This is a genomic window from Planococcus plakortidis (genome assembly GCF_001687605.2).
GTDB lineage: Bacteria > Bacillota > Bacilli > Bacillales_A > Planococcaceae > Planococcus > Planococcus plakortidis.
The window spans coordinates 2,399,865-2,414,521 of the sequence record NZ_CP016539.2 but is presented as its reverse complement, the minus strand read 5'-3'; the positions used below and the strand labels follow the sequence as shown (position 1 = coordinate 2,414,521).

Here is a 14,657-nt window from a genome sequence, read left to right as displayed (position 1 = left end):
GTGGTAGAGATTTCGCTGTAAGCCGACGCTTTCCGCTTCATCTCTAATGGTAGAGTGGTTACAAAATATCTTCACGTTTTGTAATGAACGAATAGAAATAACAAAGTGAACATGTAACGTCGACAGCGAAGTAGGCAAGCTTTCGAAATCATTCCAACCACTAAGCGTCGATCCAGTCATGTGATTTATATAGAAACACTCGCATCACGCAAACCAGTAACAGCGAAATCTCTAAGCAGTTCCGCGCCATGGGTGAAGCGAAGCAATAAGACGAGTGCTCTTCTCGGCTTATTGCGGGAGCTCAACCCTAAGCGGCGACTGCGAATACTACCAAGAAACCACCTCGCAATCCATCCCTCATTCACTAACTCCTTCAGCTCTCAATTTCCGATATGCCGCAATCCAGAAAAACAGGAAAATCACTACGACCGTGATAGCGAGCGATATGGAGAGATTGGCCAGCGTGAACACTTGATACACGATCCACAATAAGCTCAGTATGCCCACCAACAAACCTGCACGATGATTCTTCCGGTAGATGTTCATGAAAATAATGGCAGAAAGGGCCCCATAACGAGTGCAGCTCCTACGAAAAGAATATACATAACAATCGAAGACTCGATACCTAATCTCTCCTTTCTTTTCTCTACCGTATCATACCCATTCAGGCTGTCTTCTATATGAAACTCTCCAATTTGACTCCACAAAACCAATTCCCTCCTGCTTTCTATCCAAATCCTCCTACATAACTGCAAAATAAATAGCATTCTATCAACATGAAACACGATAAAGTGCAGTTCTCCCTTGAAGTTAGCAAGGAACTGGATAATATCTTGAAATAGTTATAACTAAAGTCTCTTAAAATTTACCCAAAGTATTCCATATTGCCTAAATCTTTTGTATACTTAAACCACTATTTTAAATACAAGTTTTAACTTGTTTTTAACTTCTGACCGGTAAATTATAGAAAACGGCAGAAGAGGTGGGGGAAATGATGGGAATGTGTTCACAATTCCAAGGAAATAGAAAGGAGGAGCGGTTGAAGATGAGAACGATGTTGGTGACAGGAAGCCACGGCTTTTTGGGCTCGCATTTTATCCATGAGCTTTTGGTCAAATATCCGGCCTATCAAGTCGTGGCGATCGACCGGGAAGCGGACAAGGTGCCCGAATTGCTGCGGCCCTTGTTTGCAAATAAGCGCTATGTGTTTCACCAGGTCGATATCCGCAATAGCGATGCCGTCGCGCAAGTATTCGAGCATTATGAGATCAATGACGTCATCCATTTTGCGGCGAAAACGCATGTCGGCGAGTCGATGCGAAATCCCGGCATCTTTGCGGAAACCAATGTACTCGGCACCTTCCATGTACTCGATTGTGCGCGCAAGCAATGGATGGACGGGCCGTTTGAACCTAAAGCCCGTTATGCGGATTCGCGTTTTTTGCACATCTCGACCGACCAAGTATACGGGCCGCGTGATCATGGCTTTGCGGATGAAACGATGAAATACGATCCGATCAGCCCGTATGCCGCGAGCAAGGCAAGTTCCGATCTCATGGTCAGCGGATTCCATGAGAGTTATGGGATGGATACGGTCATTTTGCAGGCGCCGAATGTCTACGGCCCGCATCAGCAGGACGATAAGCTCATCCCGATCATTTTGCAAAAAGCGCTCACCGGCAGTGTCATTCCCGTCTATTCCGGTGGAGAAGATGTCCACGACTGGCTCTACATCGCCGATTTCTGGCGTGCCGCGGATACCATGTTCCATCTCGGCGAAGCGGGTGAAACCTATCTTGCAGGGGGCGAGGCGCCGCTCAAGACAATCGACATCGTCGAGCGGATCTGCGCAGCGCTTGACCGCCATTTCCCGGGAAATGACAGCTACACGAAACATATCCGTTTTGTCGAACCGGCGGGCGGGGCGAAAGCGCCTCACCGCTTTGCCGTATCGGCAGAGAAATTGAAACAGCAGCTTGATTTCGTCCCCGAGACAGAATTCGGCCAAGGCATTCAAGACACCATCGAGTGGACGCTTTCGAAAAAGCGGCTATGGGAAGTTGTATAACGCATCAACCAAACGACAGTTGACACGAGGTGACCCATGATTCCATTCGAAACGATTGAACAACACAGCAGGCGAAAACCGGACGGCGAAGTCCGGAAAATCGCCCTCGTCCATAAACACATGAAAGCGGGCGGCGTCGAAGCGCTCATTGTCCGCATGTCGCGCTGGCTCGCAGAGAACGGCTACGAAGTGAGCGTCTATCTGTACAGCGGCGGCGGACCGCTCATCAAACACCTGAAACAGGTCAATGGGCTCAAGCTCTTCGCCCGCGACGACAACAAGGAACCGATGCTCGATTTAGCGGTGCTGAATAAATTGGTCCGCTCCGATAAATACGATGTCGTGTACTCCTTCAGCCCACCCGGTTTGTTATTGTCGTATGCCTTGCCGGCGCATGTGCACATGTCGGGCGTCTATCAGCCCGAACTGTACAAACTCGAGCGCAATAAGAAAATCATCCGCGCGCTGAAAGCGGTCGACAAGGAATTCCATCAAAAGCTGGTGTTCATGAACCCGACCGTCCGCCGCTACACCGCGCGGGCGCTCGAGACGGAAATGCCGGAACAATTCATGCCCCCGCCGATCGAACAGCCAAGCCCCGAAACGGACTACGGCAGCCCCCATTCAAGGCGCATCGTTTCGATCGGCACCATCCAAGCCTTCACCACCCACTACGCACAAGTCATCGAATTGATGGAAGAGCTCATCCAGATCGACCCGGCATTCACTTATCATATCTACGGGGGAGGCCCGGACGAAGCCCGCCTGCAAAAAAGCATCAGCGAATCCGAAGCGAAAAATCATATCTTCCTGCACCCGATGCCGAAAGCCGGCCAAATGGAAGACATCCTGAAAGGCAGCTTCTGCTTTGTCGGATCCGGCGCGATGATGATCCAGGCGTGCGGTTCCGGCATCCCGGGCATCACGTCGCGCGCGAACGATGCCGAAGCCCTGTCAGAAGGCTATTTCCACGAACTGCCGCCTTACGAAGTGGGCGAATCGTACTGGGAAGCGCCGGAAACTTACGAGATCGGCGAATTGGTGAAAAACTTGCTCGTGTCGGAAAACGCTTACCGGAAAGTGGCGGCGCGTTGCAAGCACAAAGCGCGTAAATTCGAGATCGATGCCGTGATGAACGATTTCCTGGCGATGGCCAATGACAAGTTGCAACGGGCGAAAGGCCTATGACGTAAGTGGTTAGTAATCAGAAAGTTCCTTCAATTTATTTTTTAAAATGAAGTTGATGAGAAAACTAAAAAAATTATTTTCTGATTATGCCATTCGGTCTAGGAATTGGCGAAATCATCCTGTATAATAAAAATTAGTTAAAACAGGTAGGGACTCCTGTCACCCCCCAATAAGCAGAAAGCAGGTGAGCCTGATTGGAATTCGCTGAATACCAACACCGCTTAGAAAAACAATACGGGCAGCCGCTCGAACAAATCATCCGCGATGTGTATATCGAAAAGAATTGCGGCCCCGCCACTGGTGCGCAGGAACTTGGGATCCCGAGACAAGCATTCATGCACTTCGTCCACCAATTCAACTTAAAACCGGATAAATTGCAGCGCCTGTAAGTGTACAAACCGCCTCGCTCTAAGACGAGGCGGTTTTTTTATGCGAAAATTTTATGGCGGACGCATCAAATGATTCGGTCGTCACAATAGAAAAGGGAGAAATGGACCGGTTTAAAGACAAATTATTTGGTTCTTTAAATAAAGTAGGTACAAATATTCAAAAAAGACTAGTCAAAAAGGTTTAAAAGGAATATAATTGGTATATCTTATAGAAACTGTATTTAAACGCACCATACAAGAGGAGTGTCGGGGGCATGAAAGATTATGAGTTGGTGAAAAAGCAATTAGAGAGAGAACACAAACAAGCCATTGGCGACATTATGTACGAGTATTACATCGAGAAAGATCTCGGTCCCGCTGTCGGGGCGAAGGAACTGGGGATCCCGCGCCGCGCGTTCGTCCACTTCGTCCAGCAATGCCAACTGCAGGCAGCCAAGTTCGATCTCATTAAAAAAAAAGCACTGAACTCCGGTGAATGGATGGCCGCCCTTTGAGGGTGGCTATTTTTTGTGTGGAAAGACTTTGCGCGGGGCCGAAGCTCATCCCACGCTATAGCTTTTGGGATCCGCAAGGGACATCCAGCACCAAGCAGGCACTGCGGCTCTTCCAAATGAAACGAAAGCTAGGTCGTCTCACTATATATAAAAAAAGACAGCTGCAATGCCTAATCGGCCAGTGCAGCTGTCTTTTCTGTTATTCCGTTGCTTGTTCCAATTCTAAATGCTCTTTCAAGGTCGACTGGATTTCCGCGAGTTCCGCATCGTCCATCATGTAATACCAAATGCCGTTGATCGTTTCGCCGTAGCCGTCTTCGATGATCATCTGGTCGACATTCGCCACCGCGTCTTGGTAATTACGCTGCACATCGACCATTTCGTCGAAGGTCATGTTCGTGCGGACGTTTTGCCCGAGCGCGTCGAAGATGTCTTTGTAGTTCCACAGGCTGTTGATGGAAGCGCCTTTTCGCATGATGCCTTGGATGACTTGCTTCTGGCGGTCCTGGCGCCCGAAGTCGCCGCGCGGGTCTTGCTTGCGCATCTGGACGTAGTCGAGAGCTTGTTCGCCGTTCAATTCGATTTCGCCTTCTGGGAAGTTATCGAAGGCGAGCGCATTGTTGACGGTGACGCCGTCCACTGCATCGACGATGTCTTCAAAGCCTTCCATATTCACTTGCACGACGTAATCGATTGGGATATCGAGTAAGTTCTCAGTCGTGTTCATCGACATTTCGATGCCGCCGAATGCGTAGGCATGATTGATCTTGTCTGTCGTGCCGCGTCCGACGATTTCGGTGTATGTGTCACGCGGGATGGAGACCATTTTCGTCGATTGTGTTTCCGGGTTGACGGTCATGACGACCATCGTGTCCGAACGGCCGCGGTCATCTTCGCGTTCGTCGACGCCGAGCAGTAACACAGAGAACGGGTCTTGCTGGTCGAACTCGACGATTTCAGTCCGTTCGACAGACGGCTGTTCGCGTTCGACCGGTTCGTGCATCGTGTCCAGTGTGGTGGTGAAGTTTGAGTAGACGCTATAGACATAAATGCCGCCAGCGATGAGTGCCACAAGCAATGCGATGAGCACGTACTTCGGCCATTTGCGTTTCTTTTTCACATTCGTTCCTCCGTTAGTCCGCAATAAAATAACTGCTTAGTTCAGATGCCCACGTTTCAGCGCCCTTGCTATTAGGGACGGCTTCATCGGTCAAATGTTCCTTCAAGGCGATATCGTCCGTGTCGGGCCATGCATTCCAATGTTCGATGTATGGATAGCCATACAGATTGGCGAATTCCTCCAGTGCCTGCACTTGCGCGAGATAGAAGCCGGCCCCGTAGATCGGCTGCGGCGCGTGCAATACAAGCTGGGCTTCCGGATTTTCTGCTTCCATGCGGGCGGCGAAGTCCCGGACGTCCTCACGCTCATCCTCGATGGAGATGCGGTCGTTGTTCATGAGCGTCATCGGCTCAAGCAAGACCACGTCGTAGCCGGCAGACAAATCGACTTCCGGCAAATTATAGGACGTACCGTCGATCGCTTGAATCGACACTTCAACCGAATCGCCGTAAGCGTCTTCCAAGGAAGCCTTCAAGCGCTCCGCATATCCGGGCTCGCCGGATTCAAGCGCTGCAGATCCCGCGATTAACAATTCGAGCGTTTCGCCTGTGGAACTTTTCTGGAGAAACAGTTCCTGTACGGCTTCATCCATATTGGCGAGCGATTCTTCGTTCACAGAATTGTCACTGCTTGACCCGTTTTCAGTGTTTTGGTTTTTGGTCTCGGTGTTTTGGGTTTCGGCACTTGCCGTCTCGTCAGGCAAGCCGGCCCCTTGCAGTTTGTCCTGCCAGGATAAGTAAGAATAGACAAGGATTCCTAGGCAAGCAAGGACCGCAATGAGTCCCCCTAATTTATACAATTTCATGCTTTGCTCCTTTCAAAAATAGCCATTTATATAAATTAAAGATAGCATAAATCCATCCTTGTTCCTATATAACTTTTTAAAATTGGAAGTCCAAATGGTATATTCCTGTGATATACTGTCTTATGTTGTTTAAATTTGTCTATTATTTAAATTGAAATAGAAGGAGCCATTTACTACATGGAAGAGACTATTAGCTTACAGGATTTATTCAAGACATTAAAGAAAAACCTAGGAATTATTGCACTGACGACAATCCTGGCAATCACGATTGCAGGAGCGGTTTCGTTTTTGTTCCTGACACCGATTTATGAGAACTCAACACAAATTCTCGTCAACCAAGAACAAACAGAAGCCTCACAACTGACTAATCAAAACATCCAAACTGACCTTCAACTTATCAATACATATTCGGTCATCATTAAAAGTCCGGCGATTCTCGATCCAGTCATCGAGCAGATGAACTTGGATATGAGTGCTGAAGAATTGACGCAAAAAATTACAGTCAATACAGCTGAAAACTCACAAGTTGTCAATGTGGTCGTGCGCGATGAAGATCCAGCACAGGCAGTCGAAATTGCTAACACAACAGCGGAAGTGTTTGAAAACGATGTTCGCGAGCTAATGAACGTAGACAACGTATCAATTTTATCTCCAGCGATATTGAAGGAAAACCCAAGTCCCGTTGAACCCAACCCTATCTTAAATATGGCGATTGCTGCAGTAGTCGGTTTAATGCTTGGCGTCGGAATCGCATTCTTGCGTGAATACCTTGACACATCAATGAAGACAGAACAAGATATTGAAGACATTCTTGGAGTTCCATTATTAGGTGTGATATCACCGATTAAAGAAAAAGCAGAACTGGAAACCACAACGAGCAATCGCAGAAAGGCGGCGGAATTGAATGGCTAAGAAAAAACAGAGTTTGCAGCAAACTGCCCGTAAAGTCATCACGCACACAACGCCGAAATCCTTTGTCTCGGAACAATTCCGTACCTTGCGGACGAATGTCAATTTCGCATCACCTGATTTGGAACTGCGTTCAATCGTGGTTACTTCCGCTGCACCTGGCGAAGGGAAGTCAACCACTTCTGCAAACCTCGCGACAGTGTTCGCACAAGAAGGGAAAAATGTCCTTCTTGTAGACGGCGATATGCGTAAACCAACCACTCACTATACATTCCATATGCCGAACACGATCGGATTGTCTAACGTTTTGACGCGTCAAGCAACAGTGGAAGACGCAATCCGTCCAACAACTATTGAGCGTTTGGATTTGATGACATGCGGGCCAATCCCGCCAAACCCCGCAGAACTATTGGCCTCCAACGCAATGGGAATGCTTATCTCTGATTTGAAGAAACGATATGACGTCGTGATTTTTGACGCTCCACCTGTATTGTCTGTAACGGACGGACAGGTGTTGGCGAATAAATGCGATGGTGCAATTTTGGTTGTCAATTCCGGAAGCACGGAAAAGGAAATGGCCGCCAAAGCAAAAGAAGCAATCGAAGCGTCCAATAGCAAATTGATCGGCGCCGTATTGAACAATTTTGAGCTGGCTAAAGACAGCTATTATTACCAATACTACGGCAATGCTGAAGAGTGAAAGGGGGATCTCCTCCTTTTGCTTTTTCTTTTAAATGCGATACCCAATTTCTTCAAAGAAAGAATTAAAGCTAGCCATAATTGTCAAATCTATCAATCGCAAGCAAATACATAGCGATCTCATATAGAGAAATGAATACCTGGACTTGAGAAATGATTGCCGAGCAACAGGAGGGAACTAGACATGATCGATACGCACTCACATATTTTACCGGCGCTGGATGATGGTGCAGGAACAATGGAACACACTAAGCGGTTATTGAATATGGCGATCAATGAGCAATTGACGGGCATTATCGCGACCCCGCACGGCCACCACCCGAATTTCAAGACTGATATCGCAGCACTTCATATGCAATTAAAAACAGTGAAAGACTATGTAAAAGAAGCGCAATTGCCGCTTGAAATCTATAGTGGACAGGAATGTCGCTTGTCGGATAAATTGCCGGAACGACTCGCAAATGGCGAGGCACTGACTTTAGCAGAATCACGTTATGTATTATTAGAGTTGCCCTCATCCGGGATTCCAGCTTACACAGTGCCGGTCATCCAGCAATTAATTACTGCTAATTATATTCCGATTATTGCTCATGCAGAACGCAATCAAGGAATTATTCAAAAGCCTGAGCGTTTGAAAAAACTGTTAATTCACGGTGCTATGGCGCAAGTGACAGCTGGATCACTCTCCGGTAGCTTCGGCAAAAGCATCCAAAAGACGGCTCTTCAATTGATCGATGCCAATATGATCCATGTATATGGCTCGGATGTTCACAGCGAAGATGTGCGACCGTTCCATTTCAATGCAGGTCTCGATGTACTGGAAAAAAAGAAGCGTCACCAGATGATTGACATACTCCTCGAGAACAATGACCGCATCCTCCTGGATCAAGATTTGTATGTTCTTGAGCCACAAGACATAGAAAAGGGCAAGTGGTGGAATATCTTTGCTTAAAACCTAATATTTTAGTATGAATTTTACATTTATGCTCTATCTTTACTGGAAAATACATGTTAAAATTAGCAACAGATTTCCAGAACTTGTGTAAATAGTAATGCCTCGTGAAAGGGTGGACCCACATGTCACTGAAAAACAGAATGTCTTTACTCATAGTAGTCGATTCCTTAATTGTATTTTTCTCTATCTTCGTTGGTTACTACATCCTCTACCCTTACGTAGATATCTTCCAGAACCAATTCCTCCTAGCAAGCGCTTTAACAATTTTTATCGCACATCATGTTTTTGCCATGTACTTCGGTCTTTATCGGAAAGTATGGGAATATGCCTCGATTGGCGAACTTTCGTCTATTGTAAAAGCTGTGACTTTATCCATTGTCGCAATTGGACTTGTGCAATTTTCCTATCGCGGCGACATCCTAATTCGTGCGCTAGCTATTACTTGGATGCTTCATGTGCTTTTAATTGGTGGATCTCGCCTTTCATGGCGCGTGATGCGTGGTCGAGCTTTTAAGTTAAAGTCTTCAGAACAAGAACTGAAAAGAACAATGATCGTAGGTGCTGGGAAAGCGGGCACACTTGTTGCACGCCAATTATTGAACAATCCTGAAAATGGATTTTTGCCGGTACTATTCGTCGATGATGACAAGAATAAGCATGGTCTCGATATTTACGATGTTCGTGTCGTGCATGGCGAGACAAAAGATATTGGCGATATCGCAAAAGACAATGCGATTGAGCGCATTATCATTGCAATTCCCTCACTTTCCAAGCAAGAAGCTGCAGAACTAATTAAGCACTGTATGGACACTGGGATCAAAACTCAAACTATCCCCCTTATTGAAGATGTTATGACTGGCAAAGTTTCAGTGACAGATATTCAAGACGTGAAAATTGAAGATCTTCTAGGTCGCGAAGAAGTGAAACTTGATATGAACAAAATTGCCGATCAATTGACGGACAAGACGATCCTAGTGACTGGAGCAGGCGGTTCGATTGGTTCTGAAATCTGCCGACAAATCTCTCGCTTTGGCCCAAAGCAACTCTTATTACTTGGTCATGGTGAAAATTCTATCTATTTAATTGATATGGAGCTTCGCAGGTCTATAGGCAATGAAACTGAAATTGTTCCATTAATTGCAGATATTCAAGATCGTGAGCGAATTATTGATATTATGGATGAGTACAAGCCAGATGTTGTATACCACGCAGCAGCTCATAAACATGTTCCCTTAATGGAAAGAAATCCAATGGAAGCTGTGAAGAACAATATTTATGGTACTAAGAACGTAGCAGAAGCTTCGCATATGGCTGGAGTGAAAAACTTCGTTATGGTGTCAACTGATAAAGCGGTCAATCCCCCAAATGTGATGGGGGCATCAAAGCGTTTTGCGGAGATGATAGTTCAAAATTTGGCTAAGCGGAGTGAAACGACCTTTGTAGCAGTAAGGTTCGGCAACGTACTTGGATCTCGTGGTTCTGTTATTCCACTATTTAAAAAGCAGATAGCAGCTGGTGGCCCTGTAACAGTGACTCATCCTGATATGACCCGATACTTCATGACGATTCCAGAAGCCTCACGGCTGGTGATTCAAGCCGGTACCCTAGCTCGTGGTGGAGAGGTGTTCGTCTTAGACATGGGAGAGCCAGTCAGAATTGTAGACTTAGCGAAAAACCTAATTCGCTTATCTGGTTATTCTGAAGCTGATATCCAAATTAACTTTTCAGGCATACGACCTGGAGAGAAGATGTATGAAGAGTTGCTTGATTCGGATGAAATTCAAAACAAACAAGTATTTCCCAAAATATTCATTGGCAAAGCAAATCCTATAGCTGAATTAGAACTCAAATATGTTATGGAGAAACTTCACGAAATGAATAGTATAGAACTGAAAGATGTACTAGTGGGTATTGCGAATCGTAAAAATGTTGAATTAAGTAGCGAGGAATTAATACAAACTAAAAGCAAGCAATTTCAAGCACTTTAAATTATCTTATATTCAAGTCCAAAGGTTGATTTAACAATATTATCAGATTGGTGACATATAAGGTTTCTTAAAAAAATGGCCTTATATGTTATTTATTTGGAACAACTTGTCTAATTAAGCAAGTATTTTAATAATATACCAAATTATAATTTCAAAAATATCTTTAAATATAAAAATACATATTTTTAATTGTTAAAAGTATAACCGATAAAATAATTGACGTATTGTCAGATGAAAGAGTGAAGAATAATTATGAAAATAATTAAAAATTTATCATGGATATTCTTTGCAAATATATTTTCCGCATTAGGTAAATGGTTAATTATTATTTTAATCGCAAACAGACTATCTCCTGTAGAAGTAGGTGTTTATTCCTTAGCATTTGCAGTTAGTGCTCCGATTATTTTATTTGGAAACATGAAATTAAGATCTCTCTATATTACTAGGGAAGAAAATATTGAAGATTATATTCTTATAAGATATTTTATGAGTCTAGTAGTTCTGTTTTTATTATCTGTAATTTCCTATATTTTTTACAATCAATATTTTATTATAGTATTCCTGGTAGGGTTGGCGAAAATATTAGATTTGCAATCTGATATTTTTTATGCAGTTCCTCACAAAAAAAATAAATTGGAGATAATAGGAAAAATAATGATATGTAAACAATTGTGCATATTAATTGGTTTCTCTTATGTCTTGTATTTTTGGGGAAATTTAACTTTAGCACTGCTAACACAAATTTTCATTCAAGTACTTTTCGTAATTTTTATTGAAAAAAAATTAATCTATACCTTCAAATTTTTAACGATAAAGAAAGTAAATATGGTTAGTTTTAAAAAGATTCTATGGTTAGGGGTTCCTTTAGGACTAGTTCAAATGATTTTTTCAGCGAATGTCAATATTCCTAGATATGTTTTAGAATATTTCGAAGGTCCTAAGGTTTTAGGCTTTTTCTCAGCAATAATGTATATCATAACGGTATCAAATTTATTTATGAATTCTGTTTCACAAGTTTTTTTACCTAAAATTTCTAGATTATATAAAGATAAAAACTACAAAAAAATTAAAGAAATTACATATATATATTTATCTTCGACTGCTTTAGTATTAGGTTTTCTAATGATCATTCTTACTTACTATTTCGGAGAAACTCTTTTGAGAATCATTTATGGAGTTGAGTATGCAGAATATAGTCAAGTTTTACTTGTAGTTTCGATTTCAAATGCTATTGGTTTACTGAGTTGGAACTTTGACACTGCTTTAATGGGGATTAATTATATTACTATCCAGCTCAAAATCGTAATTATAGTCTTGCTACTGAGTTTACCAGTGAGTATATTTCTTATTTCTTCTTATGGAATAGTTGGGGCAGCTTTTTCCCTTGCAATATTATCATTCATACAATTAGTTCTTAGATTGCTATTTTTTAATATAAGAATTAAGAGCCTAATTGAAAATACTGAAAAGGTTATCGGTTAAATCACAAAATCTATTTTTTTTAGAATTAAGCACTTAAGAAAAAGCGGGTTTTAAAAAGGAGCAATTTATGAACAGGGCAAATTATTTAGTTTATTTTTTCTTATTGATGAGTTGTGCAATCAGTGTAGTTTTTGCGTGCATACCTAATCCCATATGCAATTTAATTGCAATTGTAATATTAAACACCGTAATAATTTCGACTGTTAAATTAAATATTATCCATCCTTTTGTTTGGTATATCCCTATTTTCTCGCTATATTCATTCGGGAATTTGATTTTGGTGCTTTTTGGAAACGAGATTTATACTAATGCTACATGGGAATTGTTTATTATACAGTATGTTTTTTTAGTTACCTTAATAGTTGTTATTAGTCCTAAGGTATACACTTTGAAAATAGAGAAGAAATGGATGAAATCTGAATTTGATGTTTATCGTGTCGTGAGTGTGATTTTAGCAGTGTTAGGTTCTTTTTATATAGTATATCTTTATAGCACTGGTCTAACCTCGAAGTACGATATTAAATTAAGTTCATCACCAATAGATTTTCTAGCTCTTTCTTTTAACTTTTTGTTTGTCACATTTTCTTTTTACTTAATATACAAAATAAATAAAAATCGTGAGTTCCCTTATCTCATTTATTTCATCTACATAGTTTGGTTAATTATTGTCTTTTCTGTAAATGGAGAGAGAGATCTTCTGTTAAAGGGATTTTGGGTTGGTATATTCATATATCATGTGTATTATCGTGAAATTTCTAAAAAAATAGTAATGCTTATTGCGATTCTTGTGATTATTACAATGCCATTTTTACAGAACTTAAAAAGCTTTTCAACTAAAGGGATTAACTTGACTTTGGACGACAATATATTTATTAGCATAGTAAATTCAGAGTTCGTAGCTGCTAGTAGAAATTTGGCGACTCTAGTTTTGAATCAAAGTAAATGGGATTTTAAATATGGTGAAACTTTAATTTGGGACATACAAAGCGCTTTTCTTAACATAGCTGGTAGTCCAACTTTGTGGTTTAATCAAACATTTTATCCGAATCTACTGAGTAGAGGAGGAGGAAGTGGCTTTTCTATTATTGGAGAAGGATATTTGAACTTTGGGATGATTGGAGTTATATTGTGGGGTATTATGGTAGGATTTACAATTAAGTTGTTGTATAAATATGGATCTAATAACTTTTATATTATGAACATATACATTCTCACCATGCCGCTAGTAATTTATGTTACAAGAGCTGACTTTGCTACATTAATGTCACAATTTTCTAAGCAAATTATTATCCCCATTTTAGTTATATTTTTGATTAATAAAGTTTATAAGCAATATTACTTCTCGAAAAAAGTAGAGAGGACAAAGGAGTTTGAAAAGTGAATAAATTAAAAATTTTGTTTGCCCATGATGTGCCACTAATAAAAAATACTACTGATGGCTTGATGTATAGTTCTACATTCACAAAAAAATTATGGAATAGGTATCTAAGCCATGATATAGAACTAACAGTGTGTTCTCGCCAACTGGAAAAAAAAATAGAGGATACTGCAAATTATGGCATTTCTAGTGCGGAAAATGTTTATTTTAAAAAAATTCCTAGTATTTCAAGTCTGAAAAATATGTATCATAACAGAAAAATCGCAAAAGATATATTAAAAGAATCTATAAGTGGTGTTGATGGCGTCATTGTGAGACTCCCTAGTGAAATAGGATTACTTACATATCAAATAGCTAAAGGATTACAAAAACCAGTACTTATTGAAATGGTGGGGTGTCCTGAGGATGCATACAAATTTCATGGTTCAATGTTAGGAAAGCTTTATTCTAAACCCGCAAAAAAGAAATATCAAAAATCTTTGAAATCAGCATCCTATGTTTTATACGTATCTAAAGAATTTTTGCAAAAAAAATATCCTACCCAAGGACTGAGGGCTAGTGCTTCTAATGTTCTATTATCTTCAAAAGATCAAGAGGTCTTAGAAAAAAGAATGAAAATGATTCGCGAGAAAAAATATATTTATAAAATCGGTATAATTGGAAACTTGAACGTTAAGTATAAAGGGATAGATGATGCTCTTAAGGCCTTTAGTCTATTAAATAAAGATCTTAAAATAAAACTAGAAATTGTTGGAGGAGGTTCATCTAGTATATGGAAAAAGAAAGCTGCAGAATTGAATATTTCTGATAATGTCTTATTTAAAGGGAAATTAAGTAACGATGAAGTAATCAATTGGTTAGACACTATTGATGTCTACATACAACCTAGTAAAACCGAAGGGCTTCCTAGAGCCCTAATTGAGGCGATGAGTAGAGGGTGTGCTTGTGTTGCTTCAGATGTAGGTGGAATACCTGAGTTGTTATCTGAGAAACATCTACATAAACCCAATGATTATAACAGGCTTTACAAAAAAATTAATTCGTTTATAGAAATTGAGAGTAGCAGGTTAGAAGCAGCCTCTACCAATATTAAAAAAGCAGATGAGTATTTACCGGATAGATTAAAAGATAAACGAGATAATTTATATACTAAGTTTTTTAGTGATATCAGGGGGAAGTAAT

14 protein-coding genes are annotated in these 14,657 nt (G+C 41.4%); 11 read left to right on the top strand and 3 right to left on the bottom strand.

Features of this window, described 5'->3' with window-relative positions; genetic code table 11:
• Window positions 1-357: 357 nt before the first annotated feature.
• Entirely contained in the window at window positions 358-507 is a 150-nt protein-coding gene (locus BBI15_RS12150) for a hypothetical protein (RefSeq protein ID WP_157101661.1), read from the bottom strand.
• Between the two features lie 538 nt (window positions 508-1,045).
• On the opposite strand from BBI15_RS12150, the gene BBI15_RS12145 reads away from it, so the two are divergent.
• From BBI15_RS12145 to BBI15_RS12130, 4 genes are all read left to right on the top strand, one after another.
• Window positions 1,046-2,068, top strand: coding sequence for a dTDP-glucose 4,6-dehydratase (locus BBI15_RS12145; protein WP_068869854.1), 1,023 nt, complete (start codon window positions 1,046-1,048; stop codon window positions 2,066-2,068).
• A 36-nt stretch (window positions 2,069-2,104) separates the two neighbouring features.
• Window positions 2,105-3,256, top strand: coding sequence for a glycosyltransferase (locus BBI15_RS12140; RefSeq protein ID WP_068869852.1), 1,152 nt, complete (start codon window positions 2,105-2,107; stop codon window positions 3,254-3,256).
• Between the two features lie 194 nt (window positions 3,257-3,450).
• Window positions 3,451-3,645, top strand: a complete 195-nt coding sequence (locus BBI15_RS12135; protein WP_068869850.1) for a hypothetical protein — start codon at window positions 3,451-3,453, stop codon at window positions 3,643-3,645.
• A gap of 254 nt (window positions 3,646-3,899) precedes the next feature.
• Window positions 3,900-4,139, top strand: coding sequence for a hypothetical protein (locus BBI15_RS12130; RefSeq protein WP_068869848.1), 240 nt, complete (start codon window positions 3,900-3,902; stop codon window positions 4,137-4,139).
• Window positions 4,140-4,338: 199 nt separating this feature from the next.
• On the opposite strand, the gene BBI15_RS12125 is transcribed toward BBI15_RS12130, so the two are convergent.
• Both BBI15_RS12125 and BBI15_RS12120 read right to left on the bottom strand, forming a co-directional pair.
• Window positions 4,339-5,259, bottom strand: coding sequence for an LCP family glycopolymer transferase (locus tag BBI15_RS12125; protein ID WP_208599431.1), 921 nt, complete (start codon window positions 5,257-5,259; stop codon window positions 4,339-4,341).
• Between the two features lie 13 nt (window positions 5,260-5,272).
• On the bottom strand, window positions 5,273-6,064 hold the full coding sequence (locus tag BBI15_RS12120; protein WP_068869844.1) for an SGNH/GDSL hydrolase family protein: 792 nt from the start codon (window positions 6,062-6,064) through the stop codon (window positions 5,273-5,275).
• Between the two features lie 177 nt (window positions 6,065-6,241).
• On the opposite strand from BBI15_RS12120, the gene BBI15_RS12115 reads away from it, so the two are divergent.
• The 7 genes from BBI15_RS12115 (at window position 6,242) to BBI15_RS12085 (ending at window position 14,656) form a co-directional block, all read left to right on the top strand.
• Entirely contained in the window at window positions 6,242-6,976 is a 735-nt protein-coding gene (locus BBI15_RS12115) for a YveK family protein (RefSeq protein ID WP_068869843.1), read from the top strand.
• Window positions 6,969-7,673 carry a CpsD/CapB family tyrosine-protein kinase gene (locus BBI15_RS12110; RefSeq protein WP_068869841.1) on the top strand — a complete coding sequence of 235 codons (705 nt, stop codon included), beginning with the start codon at window positions 6,969-6,971 and terminating at the stop codon, window positions 7,671-7,673. Before BBI15_RS12115 ends, BBI15_RS12110 begins: the two co-directional genes overlap by 8 nt.
• Before the next feature lie 183 nt (window positions 7,674-7,856).
• Window positions 7,857-8,624: a tyrosine-protein phosphatase gene (locus BBI15_RS12105; protein WP_068869839.1), complete on the top strand. Its 768-nt coding sequence runs from the start codon at window positions 7,857-7,859 to the stop codon at window positions 8,622-8,624.
• A gap of 125 nt (window positions 8,625-8,749) precedes the next feature.
• Entirely contained in the window at window positions 8,750-10,615 is a 1,866-nt protein-coding gene (locus BBI15_RS12100) for a polysaccharide biosynthesis protein (RefSeq protein ID WP_068869837.1), read from the top strand.
• Between the two features lie 252 nt (window positions 10,616-10,867).
• Window positions 10,868-12,097: an oligosaccharide flippase family protein gene (locus BBI15_RS12095; protein WP_068869835.1), complete on the top strand. Its 1,230-nt coding sequence runs from the start codon at window positions 10,868-10,870 to the stop codon at window positions 12,095-12,097.
• A gap of 67 nt (window positions 12,098-12,164) precedes the next feature.
• Window positions 12,165-13,478, top strand: coding sequence for an O-antigen polymerase (locus BBI15_RS12090; RefSeq protein ID WP_068869834.1), 1,314 nt, complete (start codon window positions 12,165-12,167; stop codon window positions 13,476-13,478).
• Window positions 13,475-14,656: a glycosyltransferase gene (locus tag BBI15_RS12085; protein WP_068869832.1), complete on the top strand. Its 1,182-nt coding sequence runs from the start codon at window positions 13,475-13,477 to the stop codon at window positions 14,654-14,656. The genes BBI15_RS12090 and BBI15_RS12085 overlap by 4 nt, the downstream gene beginning before the upstream one ends.
• Window position 14,657 lies beyond the last annotated feature (1 nt).

Coding starts and splice junctions, on each gene's coding strand:
- BBI15_RS12145 (WP_068869854.1), top strand. CDS start 1,046: ATGAGAACGATGTTGGTGACAGGAAGCCACGGCTTTTTGGGCTCGCAT.
- BBI15_RS12140 (WP_068869852.1), top strand. CDS start 2,105: ATGATTCCATTCGAAACGATTGAACAACACAGCAGGCGAAAACCGGAC.
- BBI15_RS12130 (WP_068869848.1), top strand. CDS start 3,900: ATGAAAGATTATGAGTTGGTGAAAAAGCAATTAGAGAGAGAACACAAA.
- BBI15_RS12120 (WP_068869844.1), bottom strand. CDS start 6,064: ATGAAATTGTATAAATTAGGGGGACTCATTGCGGTCCTTGCTTGCCTA.
- BBI15_RS12115 (WP_068869843.1), top strand. CDS start 6,242: ATGGAAGAGACTATTAGCTTACAGGATTTATTCAAGACATTAAAGAAA.
- BBI15_RS12110 (WP_068869841.1), top strand. CDS start 6,969: ATGGCTAAGAAAAAACAGAGTTTGCAGCAAACTGCCCGTAAAGTCATC.
- BBI15_RS12105 (WP_068869839.1), top strand. CDS start 7,857: ATGATCGATACGCACTCACATATTTTACCGGCGCTGGATGATGGTGCA.
- BBI15_RS12100 (WP_068869837.1), top strand. CDS start 8,750: ATGTCACTGAAAAACAGAATGTCTTTACTCATAGTAGTCGATTCCTTA.
- BBI15_RS12095 (WP_068869835.1), top strand. CDS start 10,868: ATGAAAATAATTAAAAATTTATCATGGATATTCTTTGCAAATATATTT.
- BBI15_RS12090 (WP_068869834.1), top strand. CDS start 12,165: ATGAACAGGGCAAATTATTTAGTTTATTTTTTCTTATTGATGAGTTGT.